General features: G+C 63.9%; 19 protein-coding genes. 13 read left to right on the forward strand and 6 right to left on the reverse strand.

Translation table 11 applies throughout. The annotated features are described in order from the left end of the window. Positions 1 to 120: 120 nt before the first annotated feature. Positions 121 to 1245 (reverse strand): murein transglycosylase A, encoded by a 1125-nt coding sequence (gene mltA / locus CUJ90_RS16020; protein WP_083086519.1) that lies wholly within the window; start codon positions 1243 to 1245, stop codon positions 121 to 123. A 28-nt stretch (positions 1246 to 1273) separates the two neighbouring features. Here mltA and CUJ90_RS32850 point away from each other — a divergent pair, with 28 nt between their 5' ends. After that, the gene (locus tag CUJ90_RS32850) at positions 1274 to 1435 is read left to right on the forward strand and encodes a hypothetical protein (protein WP_167363300.1); all 162 of its coding nucleotides are present in this window, start codon (positions 1274 to 1276) and stop codon (positions 1433 to 1435) included. A gap of 57 nt (positions 1436 to 1492) precedes the next feature. On the opposite strand, the gene apaG is transcribed toward CUJ90_RS32850, so the two are convergent. Continuing rightward, the gene (gene apaG, locus CUJ90_RS16025; protein WP_073431030.1) at positions 1493 to 1867 is read right to left on the reverse strand and encodes a Co2+/Mg2+ efflux protein ApaG; all 375 of its coding nucleotides are present in this window, start codon (positions 1865 to 1867) and stop codon (positions 1493 to 1495) included. 331 nt (positions 1868 to 2198) lie between these two features. On the opposite strand from apaG, the gene rpe reads away from it, so the two are divergent. The 8 genes from rpe to CUJ90_RS16065 all read left to right on the forward strand — a co-directional run bounded on the left by rpe (position 2199) and on the right by CUJ90_RS16065 (position 9521). Next, positions 2199 to 2882 carry a ribulose-phosphate 3-epimerase gene (rpe, locus tag CUJ90_RS16030; protein WP_073431015.1) on the forward strand — a complete coding sequence of 228 codons (684 nt, stop codon included), beginning with the start codon at positions 2199 to 2201 and terminating at the stop codon, positions 2880 to 2882. An 11-nt stretch (positions 2883 to 2893) separates the two neighbouring features. Further along, positions 2894 to 3634, forward strand: coding sequence for a phosphoglycolate phosphatase (locus CUJ90_RS16035; RefSeq protein WP_114163181.1), 741 nt, complete (start codon positions 2894 to 2896; stop codon positions 3632 to 3634). Positions 3635 to 4005: 371 nt separating this feature from the next. After that, the gene (trpE, locus tag CUJ90_RS16040) at positions 4006 to 5499 is read left to right on the forward strand and encodes an anthranilate synthase component I (RefSeq protein WP_073431013.1); all 1494 of its coding nucleotides are present in this window, start codon (positions 4006 to 4008) and stop codon (positions 5497 to 5499) included. Between the two features lie 13 nt (positions 5500 to 5512). Beyond that, entirely contained in the window at positions 5513 to 6106 is a 594-nt protein-coding gene (locus CUJ90_RS16045) for an aminodeoxychorismate/anthranilate synthase component II (protein ID WP_114163182.1), read from the forward strand. Between the two features lie 17 nt (positions 6107 to 6123). Then, positions 6124 to 7164 carry an anthranilate phosphoribosyltransferase gene (gene trpD, locus CUJ90_RS16050; RefSeq protein WP_114163580.1) on the forward strand — a complete coding sequence of 347 codons (1041 nt, stop codon included), beginning with the start codon at positions 6124 to 6126 and terminating at the stop codon, positions 7162 to 7164. Positions 7165 to 7174: 10 nt separating this feature from the next. Then, positions 7175 to 7960, forward strand: a complete 786-nt coding sequence (trpC, locus tag CUJ90_RS16055) for an indole-3-glycerol phosphate synthase TrpC (protein ID WP_083086433.1) — start codon at positions 7175 to 7177, stop codon at positions 7958 to 7960. 39 nt (positions 7961 to 7999) lie between these two features. Beyond that, complete coding sequence (locus CUJ90_RS16060; protein WP_114163183.1) at positions 8000 to 8626, forward strand: CYTH domain-containing protein; 627 nt, start codon at positions 8000 to 8002, stop codon at positions 8624 to 8626. 70 nt (positions 8627 to 8696) lie between these two features. Beyond that, a complete protein-coding gene (locus tag CUJ90_RS16065) occupies positions 8697 to 9521 on the forward strand; it encodes a uracil-DNA glycosylase (protein ID WP_073431009.1) in 825 nt (274 codons plus the stop codon). A 163-nt stretch (positions 9522 to 9684) separates the two neighbouring features. Here CUJ90_RS16065 and CUJ90_RS16070 read toward each other — a convergent pair whose 3' ends face one another. The 4 genes from CUJ90_RS16070 to CUJ90_RS16085 form a co-directional block, all read right to left on the reverse strand. Next, the gene (locus CUJ90_RS16070) at positions 9685 to 10281 is read right to left on the reverse strand and encodes an FMN-dependent NADH-azoreductase (protein WP_114163184.1); all 597 of its coding nucleotides are present in this window, start codon (positions 10279 to 10281) and stop codon (positions 9685 to 9687) included. A gap of 154 nt (positions 10282 to 10435) precedes the next feature. Continuing rightward, the gene (locus CUJ90_RS16075; RefSeq protein ID WP_114163185.1) at positions 10436 to 12226 is read right to left on the reverse strand and encodes a M61 family metallopeptidase; all 1791 of its coding nucleotides are present in this window, start codon (positions 12224 to 12226) and stop codon (positions 10436 to 10438) included. Between the two features lie 103 nt (positions 12227 to 12329). Further along, entirely contained in the window at positions 12330 to 13055 is a 726-nt protein-coding gene (locus tag CUJ90_RS16080) for a DsbC family protein (RefSeq protein WP_083086431.1), read from the reverse strand. Positions 13056 to 13223: 168 nt separating this feature from the next. Further along, entirely contained in the window at positions 13224 to 14396 is a 1173-nt protein-coding gene (locus tag CUJ90_RS16085) for a UbiH/UbiF family hydroxylase (RefSeq protein ID WP_114163186.1), read from the reverse strand. 260 nt (positions 14397 to 14656) lie between these two features. Between CUJ90_RS16085 and ychF the strand changes: the two genes are divergently transcribed. From ychF to ugpE, 4 genes are all read left to right on the forward strand, one after another. After that, positions 14657 to 15751, forward strand: coding sequence for a redox-regulated ATPase YchF (gene ychF / locus CUJ90_RS16090; RefSeq protein ID WP_073431004.1), 1095 nt, complete (start codon positions 14657 to 14659; stop codon positions 15749 to 15751). 363 nt (positions 15752 to 16114) lie between these two features. Further along, positions 16115 to 17440: a sn-glycerol-3-phosphate ABC transporter substrate-binding protein UgpB gene (gene ugpB / locus CUJ90_RS16095; RefSeq protein WP_114163187.1), complete on the forward strand. Its 1326-nt coding sequence runs from the start codon at positions 16115 to 16117 to the stop codon at positions 17438 to 17440. 80 nt (positions 17441 to 17520) lie between these two features. Continuing rightward, positions 17521 to 18405: a sn-glycerol-3-phosphate ABC transporter permease UgpA gene (gene ugpA / locus CUJ90_RS16100; protein WP_114163188.1), complete on the forward strand. Its 885-nt coding sequence runs from the start codon at positions 17521 to 17523 to the stop codon at positions 18403 to 18405. After that, a complete protein-coding gene (gene ugpE, locus CUJ90_RS16105) occupies positions 18402 to 19247 on the forward strand; it encodes a sn-glycerol-3-phosphate ABC transporter permease UgpE (protein WP_073431001.1) in 846 nt (281 codons plus the stop codon). Before ugpA ends, ugpE begins: the two co-directional genes overlap by 4 nt. The last annotated feature ends 68 nt before the right edge of the window (positions 19248 to 19315 follow it).

Consider the following 19315-nt stretch of genomic DNA (forward strand, 5'->3'; position numbering starts at 1 on the left):
CCGCACCCGATTGCGGCGCCGGGACTGCAACGTTAGCCAACGTTAGGCACTTCAATGCCCACGCGACACGCGGCGGCCTTGCCTCTGGGGAAAACCGCCGCGCTCGCCACCGTTAGCTCATCACGAATTCGGCAGCAACAACCACATCCGGCCGCCCTGCTTCATCTTGCCGGCCAAATCGCCGGCGTCGTCGCCCAGCCCCCAGAAGTAATCGGCGCGCACGCCGCCCCTGATCGCGGAACCCGTGTCTTGCGCGAAGACGAGGCGATTCATCGGCGAGTTCGTCAGCGGACGCGTGGTCTGCAAGAACACCGGCGTACCGAGCGGAATGGACGCCGGATCGACCGCGATCGACCGCTCCGGCGTCAGCGGCACACCGAGCGCGCCGATCGGACCGTCCGCGCCGCCGCCAGGCACGCTCTCGCCGGACGGCATCTCCCGGAAAAACACGAAGCGCGGATTGGTATCGAGCAGCGCATCGACCCGCGCCGGATTCGCGCGCGCCCATGCCTTGATTCCCTGCATGGTGGCCTGCGAAGGCGTGAGTTCGCCACGATCCAGCAGCCACCGCCCGATCGACTTGTACGGCTGATTGTTGGTGCCGCCAAAGCCGACCCGCATCACGCTGCCGTCTTCCATCACGATGCGCCCCGAGCCCTGCACTTGCAGGAAAAACGCTTCGATCGGGTCGTCGACCCACACCAGTTCGTTGCCGTTGAGCACGCCGGAGCGCTCGAGTTGCGCACGCGCCGGCAGCGGCGCGCCCGCACGATAACCGGACGGCCAGCGATACAGCGCCGTTTGATACACGCCGTGCCGCGTACGCGAACCGCGCAGCAACGGCTCGTAGTAACCGGTCACGAGACCGTCGAGCGTGCCGTCGTTATTCGCTAGCTGGAATGGCGTGAAATAGGCTTCAAAAAACGCCCGCGCACTGGTGACGTCGAGGTCGTCGATTTGCGACGCCGCGGCACAAGCACGAGCCCAGTTCGATTGACGCGCCAGCCTCACGCAGTTTTGCCGCAAAGCGGCCGTCGCGCCGATCAGCGAATCATCCTGCCATCCCGGCACTTGCTGCCAGGCCACCGCCGTGAGCCGCGCCGGGGCAATCTGCCCGGGTATGATCGCGGCGCCCGTGGGCGGCGAGACCGAAGGCCGTACCGCGCCGCCGCCGCCGCAGGACGCCAGCATCACCGCAACCGAAAGCGCCCCGAGCCACGCTCCGGCCGTGCGGACAAAACGCATACAATGTTCGTTCTTGATGGAAACCGCCATGTCTGATCTGTTCGACGAATACCCAATGCTCATCTTCGCGCTGGAATCGCTTCTCGCGCTCTTCCTGCTCGTCTTTATCGTTGTGTGGACGTCGTCAGGCAAGAAGAAAGCCGCACGCGCCAACGATAACCAACAGTCCAAGCAGCAAAAAACGCGGTAAAGCTGGGCGCTCAACCGCGCAATGGACTGTTTAAAGACCGCGGGCCACGCCCCCGGTTCAATGCAACGTGCGCGGCATGCGCAAGATGAACTCCGGCACCGGCGCATCGAAACGCTCACCGTCTTCCGCCACGCAAAAATACTCGCCGCGCATCGTGCCGACCGGCGTGGCGATAACCGCCCAACTCGTATATTCGAAGTGCTCGCCCGGTTTGAGCAGCGGCTGATGGCCGACCACGCCCAGGCCCTTCACTTCCTGCACGTTATTGTCGCTGTCGGTAATCACCCAATGACGCGCAATCAACTGCGCGGGCACCTGGCCGCTGTTACGGATAGTCAGCGTGTATGCGAACGCATACTGGCGGCGCTCCGGGTCCGACTCTTCGGGCAGATATTGCACCCGCGCCGAGACGCTGAATTCGTACTGGCTCATCGTGATTCCGATCTGGTGAAACAGGTGTGAAAAATCGCGGAAAGCCCTAGCGCCAATGGTTTGCGGGCGCATCGGCGAAGCGGCGCTTGATGGATTGGCATTCTGCTTCATGCGCGGCACGCCCGCAACCGGACAAATCCTCTGGCCAAGGGCGACTCAGGCGTTTTGTCACCTGGTGTATCACCCACGCGGTTCGAACCGCAGCCGGCCTTGAACCGCCCGTCAGCCATGCGCGAACCATACGCGCGCCACGCGCAAGCCGCCTGCAAGCCGGTTCAGAACCGCACAAAACGGTAAAATAGCGCTTTCCCGCTTGCCTCCGCCCCCCGCCATGACGCAATTCCGCATCGCACCCAGCATTCTGTCCGCCGACTTCGCGCGCCTCGGCGAGGAAGTGCGCAACGTCGTCGCCGCCGGCGCCGACTGGATTCACTTCGACGTGATGGATAACCACTACGTGCCGAACCTGACCATCGGTCCGCTCGTCTGCGAGGCGATCCGCCCGCACGTGGACGTGCCGATCGACGTGCATCTGATGGTGCGCCCGGTCGACCGGATCGTGCCGGACTTCGCGAAAGCCGGCGCGAACCTGATCAGCTTTCATCCGGAAGGCTCCGATCACATAGACCGCACGCTTTCGCTGATTCGCGACCACGGCTGCAAGGCCGGCCTGGTGTTCAACCCCGCCACGTCGCTGAATTATCTGGACCATGTGATGGACAAGCTCGATCTCGTGCTGATCATGTCGGTGAATCCGGGCTTTGGCGGTCAATCGTTCATTCCCGAGGCGCTCAACAAGCTGCGTGAAGCACGCAAGCGGATCGACGCCTATAAGGAAAAGACCGGCCGCGAGATCCATCTGGAAGTGGACGGCGGCGTGAAGGTCGACAACATCGCCGAAATCGCGGCAGCCGGCGCCGACACGTTCGTGGCCGGTTCGGCCATCTTCGGCGCGCCGGATCACAAGGTCGTGATCGACAAGATGCGCGCCGCGCTTGCCGGCATCGAGCACTGAAACCCGGCGCCATGACCGCTCCGCTCACTGCTCCGTTTAGTGCTCCGTTTCCCGCCCCGGCGTTCACCGGCCCGCGCCTGCAAGCCGCGATCATCGACCTCGACGGCACGATGATCGACACCGCGGACGATTTCACCGCCGGCCTGAACGGCATGCTCGCGCAACTCGACGCACTCGAAACCTCGCGCGAGGAAGTGGTCGGTTATGTCGGCAAGGGTTCGGAGCATCTGATCCGCAGCGTGCTCGCGCCGCGTTTCGAAACGGCCCACGCACAGGATCGCTTCGACGAGGCGCTCGCGCTCTATCAGGCGGAGTACGCGAAGATCAACGGCCTGCATACGCGCTTGTATCCCGACGTCGAAGCCGGCCTGATCGCCATGCGCGACGCCGGCCTCAAACTCGCCTGCGTGACCAACAAGCCGCACCGGTTCGCGGTCGACTTGCTGCGGCAGTACGGGCTCAGCCAGTATTTCAGCGTCGTGCTGGGCGGCGACAGCTTGCCGAAAAAGAAGCCGGACCCGCTACCCATGCTCACGGCCGCGGCGCAACTCGGCGTCGAACCGCAAGCCACGGTCGCGATCGGCGACTCCGAAAACGATGCGCTCGCGGGCCGCGCGGCGGGCATGGCAACGCTTACCGTGCCATACGGCTACAACCACGGCCAAGCTATACAAACAATAAAATCCGATGGTATAGTTGCCTCGCTGCTGGAGGCCGCCAAGGCAATCGCAGCGCACCAATCCACGACTTGAAAAGTCCCTCATCCTCATGTTTCTGAATAAAAAACGGAGTCTGATTAGCATCGACCGGGGAGCCTGGCCCTGGCGTCGCTGGTCGCGCTAACCTCCTCTGAGGTACGCTGAAGTTCGTCTTCGGCAACCGTTTTTTACTTCGCTGCGCTCACGCGTTTTTTTCCATCGTCTTGTTTCGCTGCACCGGTTGATTCAGCCCGCGTGTACCCGCAAAGTACATCTGTGCGCTGACATTCGCTGCACGCGTCGATGGGAAACTCGCGCCGGTCGGTATCATCGTATCGAAACGTCGAACGAACGGCTGGCCGGCCGCGCAATGCCCCGCTTTGTCCGACGCACGCTGCCGCCGGACCTACGAACAGGATCGGAACATGACCGAACTCGAATTCCAGTCCCTCGCCAACGAGGGCTTCAACCGCATTCCGCTGATCGCCGAGGCGCTCGCCGACCTCGAAACGCCGCTTTCGCTGTACCTGAAGCTCGCGCAGAGCGAGCGCAACGGCGCCAACTCGTTTCTGCTGGAATCGGTGGTGGGCGGCGAGCGCTTCGGCCGCTATTCGTTCATCGGATTGCCGGCGCGCACGCTACTGCGCACCCGCAACGGCGTGTCGGAAGTGGTGCGCGACGGCAAGGTGGTCGAAACGCACGAGGGCGATCCGCTCGAATTCATCCAGCAATTCCAGGGGCGCTTCAAGGTGGCGCAGCGCCCGGGGCTGCCGCGTTTCGCGGGCGGCCTCGCGGGTTACTTCGGCTATGACGCGGTGCGCTACATCGAGAAGAAGCTTGCGCATACCGCGCCGAAAGACGATCTGAACCTGCCCGACATCCAGTTGCTGCTCACCGAGGAAGTCGCGGTGATCGACAACCTCGCGGGCAAGCTGTACCTCGTGGTCTACGCCGACCCGACGCAGCCCGAGGCATACACGAAGGCCAGGCAGCGTCTGCGTGAATTGCGCCAGCGTCTGCGCACGACCGTGCAGCCGCCGGTCACGTCGGCGAGCGTGCGCACCGACACCTACCGCGAATTCGCGAAAGACGACTATCTGACCGCCGTGCGCAAGGCGAAGGAATACATCGCCGCGGGCGAGTTGATGCAGGTGCAGGTCGGCCAACGTCTGACCAAACCGTACCGCGACAATCCGCTCTCGCTGTATCGCGCGCTGCGCTCGCTGAATCCGTCGCCGTATATGTACTTCTACAACTTCGGCGACTTCCATGTGGTCGGCGCGTCGCCGGAAATCCTGGTGCGCCAGGAAAAGCGCGGCGAGGACCGCATCGTCACGATCCGGCCGCTCGCCGGCACGCGTCCGCGCGGCAACACGCCGGAACGCGACGCCGAGCTCGCCACCGAACTCCTGAACGATCCGAAGGAAATCGCCGAGCACGTCATGCTGATCGACCTCGCGCGCAACGACGTGGGCCGCATCGCGCAGATCGGCTCGGTGGTCGTCACCGACAAGATGGTGATCGAAAAGTACTCGCACGTGCAGCACATCGTAAGCTCGGTGGAAGGCAAGCTGAAACCCGGCACCACCAATTTCGACGTGCTGCGCGCCACCTTCCCGGCCGGCACGCTGTCGGGTGCGCCGAAGGTCCGCGCGATGGAACTGATCGACGAACTCGAACCCGTGAAGCGCGGCCTGTACGGCGGTGCGGTCGGCTACCTGTCGTTCACCGGCGAGATGGATCTGGCCATCACGATCCGCACCGGCGTGATCGCCAACGGCAATCTGTATGTTCAGGCGGCGGCGGGCGTGGTCGCGGATTCCGTGCCCGAGTCCGAATGGCAAGAGACCGAGAACAAGGCGCGCGCCGTGCTGCGCGCCGCCGAGCAGGTGCAAGACGGCCTCGACAGCGACTTCTGACCGGAGACAGACCATGCTGCTCATGATCGACAACTACGACTCGTTCACCTACAACCTGGTGCAGTACTTCGGCGAACTCGGCGAGGACGTGCGCACCTACCGCAACGACGAAATCACGCTGGACGAAATCGCGAGGCTCAACCCCGAGCGCATCTGCCTGTCGCCGGGTCCGAGCAATCCGCAACACGCCGGCATCACGCTCGACGTGCTGCGCGAATTCGCCGGCAAGACGCCGATTCTCGGCGTGTGCCTCGGCCATCAGGCGATCGGCGAGGCGTTCGGCGGCCGCGTGGTGCGCGCGCAGACCATCATGCACGGCAAGGTGAGCACGATCGAAACCGACTGCAAGGGCGTGTTCGCCGATCTGCCCAGGCACTTCGCCGTCACGCGCTATCACTCGCTCGCGATCGAACTCGAGTCGCTGCCCGAGTGCCTGGAAGTGTCCGCATGGACCGAGGACGGCGAGATCATGGGCGTGCGCCACAAGCAACTCGCGGTCGAAGGCGTGCAGTTCCACCCGGAAGCGATCCTGTCCGAACACGGCCACGCCTTGCTCGAAAACTTCGTGAAACAGTCGAAGTCCGCCGTCACCCACCGCACCGCTTGATGAAGAGAGACGACATCATGTCGATTACGCCCCAGGAAGCGCTGCAACGGACCATCGAGCACCGCGAGATTTTCCACGACGAAATGCTGCATCTGATGCGGCTCATCATGCGCGGCGAACTCTCGCCCGTGATGTCGGCGGCGATCATCACCGGCTTGCGCGTCAAAAAAGAGACCATCGGCGAAATCACCGCCGCCGCCACGGTGATGCGTGAATTTGCCCGGCACGTCGAGGTGCAGGACAACTCGAATTTCGTCGATATCGTCGGCACCGGCGGCGACGGCTCGCACACCTTCAACATTTCCACGGCGACCATGTTCGTCTCCGCCGCGGCGGGCGCCAGGGTTGCGAAGCACGGCAATCGCGGCGTGTCGAGCAAGTCGGGCAGCGCGGACGTGCTCGAGGCGCTCGGCGTGAATATCGACCTGCAGCCGGAACAGGTGGCGGCGTCGATCGCGGAAACCGGCATGGGCTTCATGTTCGCGCCGAACCATCATCCGGCCATGAAGAACATCGCGCCGGTGCGCCGCGAACTCGGCGTGCGGACCATCTTCAACATCCTCGGGCCGCTCACTAATCCGGCCGGCGCGCCGAATCAGCTCATGGGCGTATTTCATGGCGACCTCGTCGGCATTCAGGTGCGCGTGATGCAGCGCCTCGGCGCGAAGCATGTGCTGGTGGTGTACGGCATGGACGGCATGGACGAAGTCTCGCTCGGCGCGGCGACGCAAGTCGGCGAGTTGCGCGACGGCCAGATCCACGAGTACGAGATTCATCCCGAGGACTTCGGCATGCAGATGGTGTCGAACCGCACGCTGAAAGTGGCCGACGCCGCCGAATCCAAGGTGATGCTGCTCGAGGCGCTCGACAACAAGCCCGGCGTCGCGCGCGAAATCGTCACGCTGAACGCGGGCACGGCGCTCTATTCGGCGAACGTGGCCGCGTCGATCGCGGACGGCATTCAGCTCGCACGCGAAGCGATCGCCAGCGGCAAGGCGCGCGCGAAGGTCGACGAACTGATCCGCTTCACCCAGCAATTCAAGCAGTCATTTTCGTAGCGAGATACTCATGAGCGACATCCTCGACCGCATCATCGCGGTCAAACGCGAAGAAGTGCGCGCGGCCGAACAGAGCGCGCCGCTCGAAGAACTGCGCCTCGAAGCGTCGGCGCGCGATATCCGCGATTTCGTCGGCGCATTGCGCGCGAAGCACACGGCGGGGCTCGCCGCGGTGATCGCCGAAGTGAAGAAGGCCAGCCCGTCGAAGGGCGTGCTGCGCGAGCACTTCGTGCCGGCCGAGATCGCGCGTTCGTATGAGAAGCACGGCGCGGCCTGCCTGTCCGTGCTCACGGACGTGCAGTTCTTCAAGGGCAGCGTCGCGTATCTGCAGGAAGCGCGCGCCGCGTGCGGCCTGCCGGTGCTGCGCAAGGACTTCATCGTCGATCCGTACCAGATCGTCGAAGCCCGCGCGATGGGCGCCGACGCGATCCTGCTGATCGCCGCCGCGCTCGATACCTCGCAGATGCAGGACCTCGAAGCGCTCGCGCATTCGCTGGGCCTCGCGGTGCTGGTCGAGGTGCACGACAGCCGCGAACTGATGGAAGCGCTCACGCTGAAAACGCCGCTGATCGGCATCAACAACCGCAATCTGCGCACCTTCGAAACGTCGATCGAGACGACCATCGGCATGCTCGAATCGATTCCCGACGACCGCATCGTGGTCACCGAATCGGGCATCCTGTCGCGCGTCGATGTCGACCGGTTGCGGGCGATGGACGTGCATACGTTCCTCGTCGGCGAGGCGTTCATGCGTGCGGAAGAACCGGGCGTGGAACTGGCCCGGATGTTTTTCTAGGCGCGGCGTCGGGACACGGCAGAGGTAGCGGAGCACGTCATGGGCATGGAACGCGAAATCAAGCTGGCGCTGCCGGCGAGTCAGGTGAAAGCGGCGACGCAGTGGTTCGTCGAGCGCACCGGTGAAGCGGGCCGCGCGGTCAAGCTGTCGAATATTTACTTCGACACGCCTCGGCTGACGCTCGCCAGTTCGAAAAGCGCGCTGCGTCTGCGGCATACGCCGGACGGCTGGTTGCAAACGTTCAAGACGGTGGGTCTCGCAAAGGGTGGTTTGCACAGCCGGCACGAATGGGAAATGCCCGTGGCAGGCGAAAAGCTGGAGATCGACGCCTTGCTGCACGAGTGCGACGAGCCGGCCGCCGGGCAAGCGCTGCGCCGGGCTGCGCCGGAACTGATCGAACTGTTCCGCACGAATTTCACGCGCACGCTGTGGCATGTCGAGATCGACGGATCGAAAGTCGAGGCCGCGATCGACCAGGGCGACGTTCTGGCTCAGGTGAACGGCGAACTCCGCCGCGCGCCGATCTCCGAAATCGAGCTCGAACTGAAATCCGGCGATGAAGCCGCACTGCACGCGCTGGCGGCGGAACTCGGCAAGCAGGTCGCCGGCCTCGCTCCCGACGACATCAGCAAGGCCCAACGCGGTTATCAATTGCGAGCGAGCTGACTCCGCGGCACAAACCCGCACGGCAAACGCACCTTGAGCCCCAACGCGTTTGCTGCGACACTTCCCCGCCATGACCTCCGCATCCCGCACCCGCTCCACGCCGTCGCAGGCTTCGCTGTTCGGCGACGCTCCGGCCACGCCGGCCAACGCAACCGCTCAGCCGCACGCACAGCCAACGACCACGCTCGAAGCCCAATTCGACGCCCTGCCTCCCGCATGGCGCGCGCACCTCAAACCGTTCATCGAAAGCGACGCCTATGCGCCGCTATGCCGTTTCGTCGACGGTGAGCGCGCCGCCGGCAAAACCGTCTATCCCACCGACGTGTTCCGCGCATTGCGCCTCACCAGCCCGGACGACGTGAAAGTCGTCATCCTCGGCCAGGACCCCTACCACGGCGAAGACCGCGGCACCCCGCAAGCTCACGGACTCGCGTTTTCGGTGCCGCCCGCCGTGCGTCCGCCGCCCTCGCTGCGCAACATCTTCAAGGAAATCGCCGCGAGTCTCGGCTACGAGCCGCCGCGTCACGGCTGCCTCGACGCATGGGCCAGGCAAGGCGTGCTGTTGCTGAACACGGTGCTGACCGTCGAGCGCAATGCCGCCGCGAGTCACGCGAAACGCGGCTGGGAAAAATGCACGGATACGCTGATTCACGAACTGGCGATGCGCCACGACGGCCTCGTGTTCATGCTGTGGGGCGCGCATGCGCAGGCCAAGCGCGCGTTGCTCGGCGGCAAGTCGCATTACGTGCTGGAAGCGCCGCATCCGTCGCCGCTGTCGGCGCATCGGGGCTTTCTCGGCTGCGGGCATTTCGCGGCGGCCAACGAGTATCTGGCGAAGCACGGCCGCCAACCGATCGACTGGCGCTTGCCCGACGAAGCGCAGACGCTGGCTTAAGCGCTCACGAATGCCACTCGCGCCGGCGACACGGGCCAACGCCTCGAAGGCATAAAAAACGCCACGGAATTCGCATTCCGTGGCGTTTCTTCATTCGTCGCCGCTGCGCTCACACGCTGCGGTCACATACAGCGGTTACATGCAGCGGCGCAACCCTCGCAGCTTACGCGGCAGCGATCGCTTCGCGCGCGGCGGCCAGCGCGGCGCCGGCTGCGTCCGGGCCCATGTTCAGGCCTTCGGCGTAGATGAAGTTGACGTCGGTCATGCCGATGAAGGCGAGGAAGGTCTTGAGATACGGCGTCTGGCTGTCGCCCGGCGTGCCCAGATACTTGCCGCCGCGCGCCGACACGATGTAGACCTTCTTACCCTTCACGAGACCTTCAGGACCGTTCGCCGTGTACTGGAACGTGACGCCGGCGCGTGCGATGAAGTCGAAATACGTCTTGAGCTGCGACGAGATGCCGAAGTTGTACATCGGCGCACCGATCACGACGATGTCGGCGGCTTGCAGTTCGGCGATCAGCGCGTCGCTGCGCGCGGCGATCGCGGCTTGCTCCGGCGTGCGCTGGTCGGCGGGCGTGAAGAACGCGCCGAGCACGGCGTCGTCCAGATGCGGCAGCGGTTCGGCTTGCAGGTTACGGACGACGACTTGCGCGCCCGGATTCGATTGTTGCAGCTTGGCGGTGAGTTCGTTGACGAGGAGCGTCGAGTTCGCGCCTTGCGAGCGGGCTGCCGAGTTGATTTGCAGGATCGTGGTCATGGTTGACTCCAGTGGGGGCGCGCAGTGTTGCGCGAGTGGAGTCATTGTGTTTTTTTACCGACCCGGGAAAAAGCCATTGAAAGGCGACGGATTGTTGCACTGGTAGAACAATCCGCCACCCTCAGCCGCCGATTGACGGCACTACGGATTACGATCAGCTTGCCAGCCAGCGCTCGCGGGCCTTGCGCGCGGCAGGCCGCCTGTCGCTGATCGTGAGCTTGTAGCGCGTCGCCTCAGGCCCGTCCAGCTTGACTTGCGCGGCGCGCAGTTCGTCGCGGCGAAAGGCATGGATTTCCACCTTTGCGCCGGGCAGATAGCGCGACAGCAGCGCGTCGAGATTCGAGCCGGTGACGCGCAGGCCGTCGAGCGCGATCAGCACGTCGCCGGCCGAGAGGCCCGCTTTCTGCGCGGCGCTGCCGTCGTGAACCGCCGTCAGCGTGCAATCCGCCCCGCCGCGCACTCGCGCACCGAGCGACGGTTTGCCGTTCTTGTCGAGATCGGGCGCGAGCGTCACGCCGAACGGTTCGAAAAGCGCGTCGAGCGGCAGATCGCGCGTGCCGTGCACGGCTTCGGCGAACAGTTCGCCCAATTGCGCGCCGGTCGCTTCGGCGAAAATCGCCTCGATCTCGCTTTCCTCGACGCCCACCGGTTTGCCGCGATAAAAGTCACGGCCGAAACGCTGCCACAGCAGACGCATCACGTCGTCGAGCGATTTGCGGTTGCCGGTTTGCGCGCGGATCGTCAGATCGAACGCGAGCGCGACGAGCGAGCCCTTGGTGTAGTAGCTGACGATCGCGTTCGGCGCGTTTTCGTCCTGCCGATAGTATTTGACCCACGCGTCGAACGAGCTTTCGGCGACGGTCTGCTTCAGGCGGCCACTGCCGCGCTGCACGCCGCCGATCACCTTGCCGATCATGCCGAGGTAGTCGTCCGGCGAAATCAGGCCGCTGCGCACGAGAATCAGATCGTCGTAGTACGAGGTGAAGCCCTCGAACAGCCACAGCAGCGACGTATAGTTTTCCGCGTTCAGATCGTACGGCGCGAACACGGCTGGCTTGATCCGCTTCACATTCCACGTGTGGAAGTATTCGTGGCTGCACAGACCGAGGTAGGTCCGGTAGCCTTCAGTGAGCGCCTCGCGGCCTTGCACCGGCAGATCGCCGCGATCGCAGATCAACGCGGTCGAAGCGCGATGTTCGAGTCCACCGTAACCATCGGCGACGGCCTGCGTCATGAAGACGTAGCGGTCGACCGGCGCTTTCTTCGACTTCGGCTCGAACAACGCAATCTGCGCTTCGCAGATGCGCTTGAGGTCGGCGGAGAGCCGCGCCATGTCCAGCCCGACCACGCGCCCGGCGATCACGATGTCGTGCGGCACGCCATGCGCCTTGAAGGTGGCAAGCTCGAACTCGCCGAGCGTAACCGGATGATCGATCAAATCATCGTAGTTCTGCGCGCGATACTCGCCAAAGCCGTAACGTTTCGTGCCGCGCGCTTCCGGCAGCGCGGTGGCGACACGCCAGTTTCGATACACGGCGCCTGCCGGCTTCTGGATGTCGACCACGCACGGCGCGTCCTCGTGGCCGAGCGGCGAGAGAAACACGCTCGTGCCGTTGAAGAAACCCGTCGTATCGTCGAGATGCGCCGCGCGCACCGACAGATCCCACGCATACACCTCGTAACGCAGCGTCAGCGCGCCTTTGACCGGCGCGGCCCGCCACGTGTGCTTGTCGGTCTTTTCGACACGCACCTTGCGGCCCGCCTCATTGACGGCGCGCAGCGTGACGATGTTGCGCGCGAACTCGCGCACCATGTAGCTGCCCGGAATCCACACCGGCAGCATGAAACGCTGGCCAGCCGGATCGGGATCCGCGACGGTGACGGTGACTTCGAACAAATGGGCGGCGGGTTGGCTGGGAACGATGCTGTAGCGGATCGGCTTCATCGGGGATCGGAAGATTCGAGGCGGGATGTTCGGGGCTTGATGTGAAAGGAGGCGCACTCCGCGCCTCCTTGCTTCGATGTGCTGCCTTGCTCGGTTTCGGCGCTCAATGCACCGCGGACAATTCCTTATTCAGGCGGTCTGCCGGCACGGCGCCGGGCAAACGGCGGCCGTCGGCGAGGAACACCGTGGGCGTGCCTTCGACGTTCATCGCGCGGCCGAGCGCCAGGTTCTTGTCGATCGCCGCGGTGTCGCAGGTGCCGGCGGCGGTGGGCGCCTGATGGTCCTGCATCCACGATTCCCATGCTTTCGCGCGGTCGGTCGAGCACCAGATCGACTTCGACTTGGCGGTCGAATCCGGCGACAGCACCGGGTACAAAAAGGTGTAGACGGTGACGTTGTCGACCGATTTGAGCGTGGTTTCGAACTGCTTGCAGTACGGGCAGTTCGGATCGGAGAACACGGCGATCTTGCGCGCGCCGTTGCCCTTCACGACCTTCACCGCGTTCGCGAACGGCAGGCTCGCGAAATCGATGCGGTTGGTTTCCGACAGACGCGCTTCGGTCAGATTCTTGCGGCTCTTTGCATCGACGATATCGCCGAGCATCAGGTAATCGCCGTTCGCGTCGCTATAAATGATCTGCGTGCCGAGGTTCACTTCGTAGAGGCCGGCGATCGGCGATTTCGTCACGCTCTTGATCGTGACGTCGGCGAGACGCGTTTGCAGCGTGGCTTTGAGCTTGTCGGTGGTCTGGTCGGCCTGCGCCGAGCAACCGATCGTGACAGCGGCAATGGCGAGCGCGGCGGCCACCATGCGAAAGGGGTTTTTCATGCTGAATTCCTGAATTCTATCGCGCGTAGTGCGCGTTGTGCGACATGCGCGTTTGCTACGTCTTCATTTGCGACGTGCGCGTTGTGCGACGGTTCCGGTCTGACCGCAACGGCGTCCGTCCGTGCATGATACCCGTCTCGCCGCGCCGGCCATGCGAGGTAGCGCGCGTTACCCGAGCGCGGCCGACACCAGCCAGCGCTTGATGAACGGCTGGGCGCCGACGAAGGCCATGCCCGTATTGCGCAGCACCTTGGCGAACGGGCCGGGAACGGAAAAGAGCTTTTGCAGGCCGTCGGTGGCGATCATCAGCGCGCGGATGTCCTCGCGGCGGGCGCGCTCGTAGCGGCGCAGCAGCACCATGTCGCCGAGATGGCGAAACGACTCCTTGCCGGCGACGGTTTCGGCGAGCGCCGCGACGTCGCGCAGACCGAGATTCATGCCCTGTCCCGCCAAAGGATGAATCAGATGCGCGGCGTCGCCGACCAGCGCGACGTGCGGCGCCACCAGCCGGTCGACGGTTTGCAGCGCGAGCGGGAAGCCCTTCGCGGGCGTCACGCATTCGAGCGCGCCGAACTGGCCGCCCGTTACGCGTTCCACTTCGGCGGCGAGCTGCGCCGGATCGAGCGCGACGAGTTGCTCCGCGTGCTCGGTGCGCGCCGACCAGACCAGCGACACGTGGCCGTCCGGCATCGGCAGCAGCGCGATGATCTCGCCGTCCCGGAACCATTGGTAGGCGGTTTCGCCGTGCGGCTTGTCGGCCTTGAAATTCGCGACCACGCCGGTCTGTTTGTAATCGCGCCGGTTCATCTTCGAACCGATCTGTGCGCGCACCCACGAATGCGCGCCGTCCGCGCCGACCACCAGATCGGCTTCGAGCACGTTGCCGTTGGCGAGGCCGACGCTCGCGCCGTCGGCGGTAAAGTCCAGCGCCTGCGCGCGCGTGTCGATCCAGGTGAGATTCGGCTGGAAGCGCAGCGCCGCATCCAGCGCGCGCTCGATCACCGACGACTCCACGATCCACGCCAGTTGCGGCACCGAGGCCTGAAACGCGGAGAAATGCAGTTCGGCGTGCGCGTCGCCGTAGACCCGCATGTCGTACACCGGCCCGAGCCGCGACGGGTCGAGCGCCTGCCAGATCCGCAAGCGCTCCAGCAAAGCCTGCGAACTCGACGACAACGCATAGACCCGCGAGTCGAAAGCGGCACCGGCGGGCAACGCCGCGCAGGGTTGCGCGAGCAGCGCCACGCGCAGCCCGCCTTGCGTCAGCGCGAGCGCCGCGGTCTTGCCGACGAGCCCGCCGCCGATCACGGCGGCATCAAAGGTCTGGTGGTGTGCGTTCATGCGCGCATTATAGCCGTGGGGGTTGCGGGGGACGGATCGGCCGCGCGGCTTACCCGAGGCAGATCAAGAAGCCGATCCGAACGGGTTACAATTACGCCTTCCGTGACAAAACTCGCCCAGAATCGCCGAGGCAACGCCCGGTCTGGTGTCCTGTCCCGCTCCGCTGCGTTTCCTCCGCCACGCCAAACGCGAAGGCTTTTCGAATCCTGCACACAGCGTCGAGCGCATCACGCAATTTACTGAATCACTGAAGGATTTCCATGAGCCTCAAATGCGGCATCGTCGGCTTGCCCAACGTCGGCAAGTCCACCCTGTTCAATGCGCTGACCAAGGCGGGCATCGCCGCCGAAAACTATCCGTTCTGCACGATCGAACCGAACGTCGGCATTGTCGAAGTGCCGGACGCGCGCCTGAAGGCACTCGCCGAAATAGTCAAGCCGGAGCGCATCCTGCCGGCGGTGGTGGAATTCGTCGACATCGCCGGTCTCGTGGCCGGTGCGAGCAAGGGCGAGGGTCTCGGCAACCAGTTTCTCGCGAACATCCGCGAAACCGACGCGATCACGCACGTGGTGCGCTGCTTCGAAGACGAGAACGTGATTCACGTCGCGAACAAGATCGACCCGCTGTCGGATATCGAGGTGATCAACACCGAACTGGCGCTGGCCGACCTCGCAACCGTCGAAAAGGCGCTCGCGCGCTATTCGAAGGCCGCCAAGTCGGGCAACGACAAGGAAGCGGCCAGGAACGCCGCCGTGCTCGAAAAGGTCCGCGCGCAACTCGACCAGGCCAAGCCGGTCCGCGCGCTCGACCTCTCGGACGAAGAAAAGGCGACGCTCAAGCCGTTCTGCCTGATCACCGCCAAGCCGACCATGTACGTCGCCAACGTGAAGGAAGACGGCTTCCATAACAACCCGCACCTCGACGCGGTCACGAAATTCGCGGCGACGGAAAACGCGCCGGTGGTGGCGGTGTGCGCGGCGATCGAAGCGGAAATCGCCGACCTCGAGGAAGCGGACATGGAAGTGTTCCTCGCCGACATGGGCATGGAAGAGCCGGGCCTGAACCGCGTGATCCGCGCGGGCTTCAAGCTGCTCGGCCTGCAAACCTACTTCACGGCCGGCGTGAAGGAAGTGCGCGCTTGGACGATTCATGTGGGCGATACCGCGCCGCAGGCCGCGGGCGCGATTCACACCGACTTCGAGCGCGGCTTCATTCGCGCGCAGACCATCGCCTTTAACGACTTCATCACCTATAAGGGTGAGCAAGGCGCGAAGGAAGCGGGCAAGATGCGCGCTGAAGGCAAGGAATACGTCGTGCACGACGGCGACGTGATGAATTTTCTGTTCAACGTTTGAGGTTTGGTTTCAACGCGCGGCGGACGTCGTATTGGCGCCGTCGCCGTTCGAGGCAGCCCCCGGAAGTGCCTGCTCAGCCCGCTCCAAGCGGGCTTTTTCTTTGGTCGCTCTTCACCGCGCCGGGGCACCGGCACCGCGGCGGCATCGCGACACCGTCCCTTTCCGATTCATCGCGGCCGATGTTAAATTGCGGCATTCGGCGCCATCGAAGCAACGAGCCGCTCGTCGACCACCGACGCCGAACTGTCATCGAACACAAATAGAATCGCGCGGTTTCATCCGCGCCCCGTTCCCAGCAAGCATGTTGCAGGGACCAGACTAAGCGCTAAAGCGCTAACGCTGGTCGACCAAGGAGACAAATCGATGAGTTGCAAGCCGCTGTTCCGTTCGCTTTCCGTGGCCGCCGTGCTGAGCCTCGGCGTCAGCCAGGCCGCCCATGCCGCCACCGAAATCCAGTTCTGGCACGCCATGGAAGCCGCGCTGGGCGAACGCCTGAACGACATCGCCAACGCGTTCAACGCATCGCAAAGCGACTACAAGATCGTGCCGGTATTCAAAGGCACCTACGACCAGACGCTCGCCGCCGGCATCGCCGGTTATCGCAGCGGCAATGCGCCGGCCATTCTGCAGGTCTACGAAGTCGGCACCGCGACCATGATGCAGGCGAAGAAAGCCGTGATCCCTGTCTCGGACGTGTTCAGGCAAGCCGGCGTGCCGCTCGATGAAAAAGCCTTCGTGCCGACCATCGCGAGTTATTACAGCGACGCCAAGACCGGTCACTTGATCTCGATGCCCTTCAACAGTTCCACGCCGGTGCTGTACTACAACAAGGACGCCTTCAAGAAAGCCGGGCTCGATCCGAATCAGCCGCCGAAAACCTGGGCCGAGTTGCAAGTGGACGCGCAGAAGTTGAAGGCCTCTGGCATGGCGTGCGGATACTCGTCGGGCTGGCAAAGCTGGATTCAGCTTGAAAACTACAGCGCCTGGCACGGCGCGCCGTTCGCGTCGAAGAACAATGGTTTCGATGGCGCCGACGCGCAGCTCGAATTCAACAAGCCGGTGCAGGTCGCGCACATCCAGTTCCTGCAGAACATGCAGAAGGACGGCTCGTTCACCTACGTCGGCCGCAAGGACGAACCGATCTCGAAGTTCTATAGCGGCGACTGCGGGATCATCACGAACTCGTCCGGTTCGCTCGCCACCATCAAGAAGTACGCGAAGTTCAGCTTCGGCACCGGCATGATGCCGTACGACGCGAACGTGAAGGGCGCGCCGCAGAACGCGATCATCGGCGGGGCGAGCTTGTGGGTCCTGGCGGGCAAGGATCCGGCCGTGTACAAGGGCGTGGCCGCGTTCCTCGCGTATCTGTCGTCGGCGCCGGTCGCCGCGAAGTGGCACCAGGACACCGGCTATCTGCCGGTCACCACCGCCGCGTATCAATTGACGCAGCAGCAAGGCTTCTACGAGAAGAATCCAGGCAGCGACACCGCGATCAAACAGATGCTCAACAAGCCGCCGCTGCCGTACACGAAGGGCTTGCGTCTGGGCAACATGCCGCAGATCCGCACCGTCATCGACGAAGAACTCGAACAGGTGTGGGCACAGAAAAAGACGCCGCAAGAAGCGCTCGACTCCGCCGTCACGCGCGGCAACGAACTGCTGCGCCGCTTCGAAAAAGCCGGCAGCTAAGCACGGCGCCAGCCGGCAGGGTTTCGGCGTGCTTCGCGCCGGAACCCTGCCGGCAGCAAGTCGAACCCAGGACACCTTCGATGGAAAAGCGCTCCAGCTTCGGCACCAGCCTGCTGCCCTATCTGCTCGTCGCGCCGCAACTCGCGATCACGCTGCTGTTCTTTCTGTGGCCGGCCGGCGAGGCGCTGTGGCAATCCACGCAAAGCCAGGACGCGTTCGGCACGTCGAGCGAATTCGTCGGGCTCGCCAACTTCAAGCAGCTCTTCGCCGATCCGCTCTATCTGTCGTCGTTCAACACGACGCTGATTTTCTGCACGCTCGTCACGCTGTCCGGGCTTTTGATCTCGCTGTTGCTGGCCGTTTGCGCCGACCGCGTGACGCGCGCCGCCAAGACCTATCAGACGCTGCTGATCTGGCCGTATGCGGTCGCTCCCGCGATCGCCGCCGTACTTTGGTCGTTCCTGTTCAACCCGAGCATCGGCCTCGTCACCTATGCGCTGGCGAAGTACGGCATCGTCTGGAATCACGCGTTGAATGCGAGCCAGGCGATGTTTCTGGTGGTGCTCGCGTCGGTCTGGAAGCAGATCAGCTATAACTTTCTATTCTTCTATGCCGGCCTGCAGGCGATTCCGCGCTCGCTGATCGAAGCCGCCGCGATCGACGGCGCAGGACCCGTGCGGCGTTTCTTCGGCATCGCGCTGCCCTTGCTTTCGCCGACCAGTTTCTTCCTGCTGGTGATCAACATCACCTACGCGTTCTTCGACACCTTCCCCGTGATCGACGCGGCCACCGGCGGCGGCCCCGCGCAATCGACCCGCACGCTGATCTACAAGATTTTCGCCGAAGGCTTCCAGGGACTCGACATCGGCAGTTCAGGCGCGCAGTCGGTGATCCTGATGGTGATCGTCGTCGCGCTGACCGTCGTGCAGTTCCGTTTCATCGAACGCAGGGTTCAATACTCATGATCGAGAACCGCCGAGGTTTCGACCTCTTCTGTCATGCGGTGCTGATTTTCGGCGTCGTGCTGGTGGTGTTTCCCGTGTATGTCGCGTTCTGCGCCGCGACGATGAGCGAGCGCGAGATTTTCAGCGTGCCGCTCTCGCTCGTGCCGAGCTCCCATCTGCTCGAAAACGTCGCCACCGTCTGGGCCCGCGGCAGCGGCAATGCGGCGGCGCCGTTCGGCCGCATGCTGTTCAACAGCCTCGTGATGGCGCTGGTGATTTCGATCGGCAAGATCGCTGTCTCGATGATCTCCGCTTACGCGATCGTGTTCTTCCGCTTCCCGTTTCGCAATCTCGCGTTCTGGCTGATCTTCATCACGCTGATGCTGCCCGTCGAAGTGCGGATCTTCCCGACCGTGCAGGTCGTGTCGTCGATGCAGTTGAGCAACACGTACAGCGGCTTGACGTTGCCGCTGATCGCGTCGGCCACCGCCACCTTTCTGTTTCGCCAGTTCTTCATGACGCTGCCCGACGAGTTGATGGAAGCGGCGCGCATCGACGGCGCCGGGCCCATGCGCTTCTTCTGGGACGTGGTGTTGCCGCTATCGAAAACGAACATGGCGGCGCTCTTCGTGATCACCTTCATCTACGGCTGGAACCAGTACCTATGGCCGATCCTGATCACGAGCCAGCAGTCGCTCACGACGGCGGTGGTCGGCATCAAGAGCATGATCGCGTCCGGCGACACCGCGACCGAATGGCATCTTGTGATGGCCGCGACGCTGCTCGCGATGCTGCCGCCGCTCGCCGTCGTGCTGACGATGCAGCGCTGGTTCGTGCGCGGCCTGGTGGACTCGGAAAAGTGAGCCGCGGTAAGCCGCACCTCGCATGAACGAACGTCGGTCGCGCAATGAAAAACGCGAAAAACACCGCG

Source organism: Paraburkholderia terricola, assembly GCF_003330825.1.
Lineage (GTDB): Bacteria > Pseudomonadota > Gammaproteobacteria > Burkholderiales > Burkholderiaceae > Paraburkholderia > Paraburkholderia terricola.